Raw genomic sequence first — 861 nt, forward strand, 5'->3', positions numbered from 1 at the left:
GGCGACACCGCCCGCTGGGTGATCGGCGACACCGAGAGCGGCAGCGGGCCGACCCGGCGCGTGCATGTTCTGGTCAAGCCGACCCGACCGGACATTTCGACCAATCTGGTCATAACGACGAACCGCCGCATCTACATGATCGAGCTGCGCGCCCGCGAAGCGCTCTACATGCCCGCCGTCGCATGGGCTATCCCGCGCCCCCGGCCAGGCAGGGTCAGGCCGTTCCGACCGCCCCGGTTATTCCGGCCGAGTCCGCCCGCAACTATCGCTACGGCCTGACCGGCGATAATCCGCCCTGGCGGCCGATCTCCGTCTTCGATGACGGAAGGCGCGTTTATGTGGTGTTCCCGCGCGGGATCGTCCAAGGGGAAATGCCGCCGATATTCGTGCTCGGCAACGACGGCGAACCGCAGATCGTCAACAGCCGCATCCACCAGAACGTCCTGATAGTTGATCGCCTGTTCGGCGCGGCCGAGCTGCGCCTTGGCAGCGGCAACCGCCAGCAGACCGTCAGGATCGTCCGCGTCGAGCAAAGGCAGGCCGCCGCTCGACCTGCCGCCACCGGAGACTCCCCCTCATGACCGAGAACAGCACCATCATGGACACCACCGCGCCGATGCGGCTGCGCGCAGAACCGCCGCGCGTGACGCGCCTCTCGCGCAAGATGCTGGCAAGCGTCGGAGCGGTCGTGCTGCTCGGCATCGGCGGCGCGCTCATCTATGCGCTCCAGACCCGCGACGGGGGACCGGGCGGCGAAGAACTCTATTCGACCGAGAATCGCCCCACGGCGGACGGTCTCGCCGGCCTGCCGCGCGACTATACCGGCCCGGTCCTCGGGCCGCCTTTGCCGGGCGATCTCGG

The 861-nt window shown here is 68.5% G+C and carries 2 pseudogenes; both read left to right on the top strand.

Annotated elements, in window-relative coordinates:
* Window positions 1–60 precede the first annotated feature (60 nt).
* Window positions 61–581, top strand: a pseudogene (locus JCM21793_RS28020) (TrbG/VirB9 family P-type conjugative transfer protein).
* Window positions 578–861, top strand: a pseudogene (locus JCM21793_RS28025) (TrbI/VirB10 family protein); the annotation flags it as partial. The pseudogenes JCM21793_RS28020 and JCM21793_RS28025, both read left to right, overlap by 4 nt.

The organism is Nitratireductor aquibiodomus NL21 = JCM 21793 (assembly GCF_000615975.1).
Taxonomy (GTDB): domain Bacteria; phylum Pseudomonadota; class Alphaproteobacteria; order Rhizobiales; family Rhizobiaceae; genus Nitratireductor; species Nitratireductor aquibiodomus.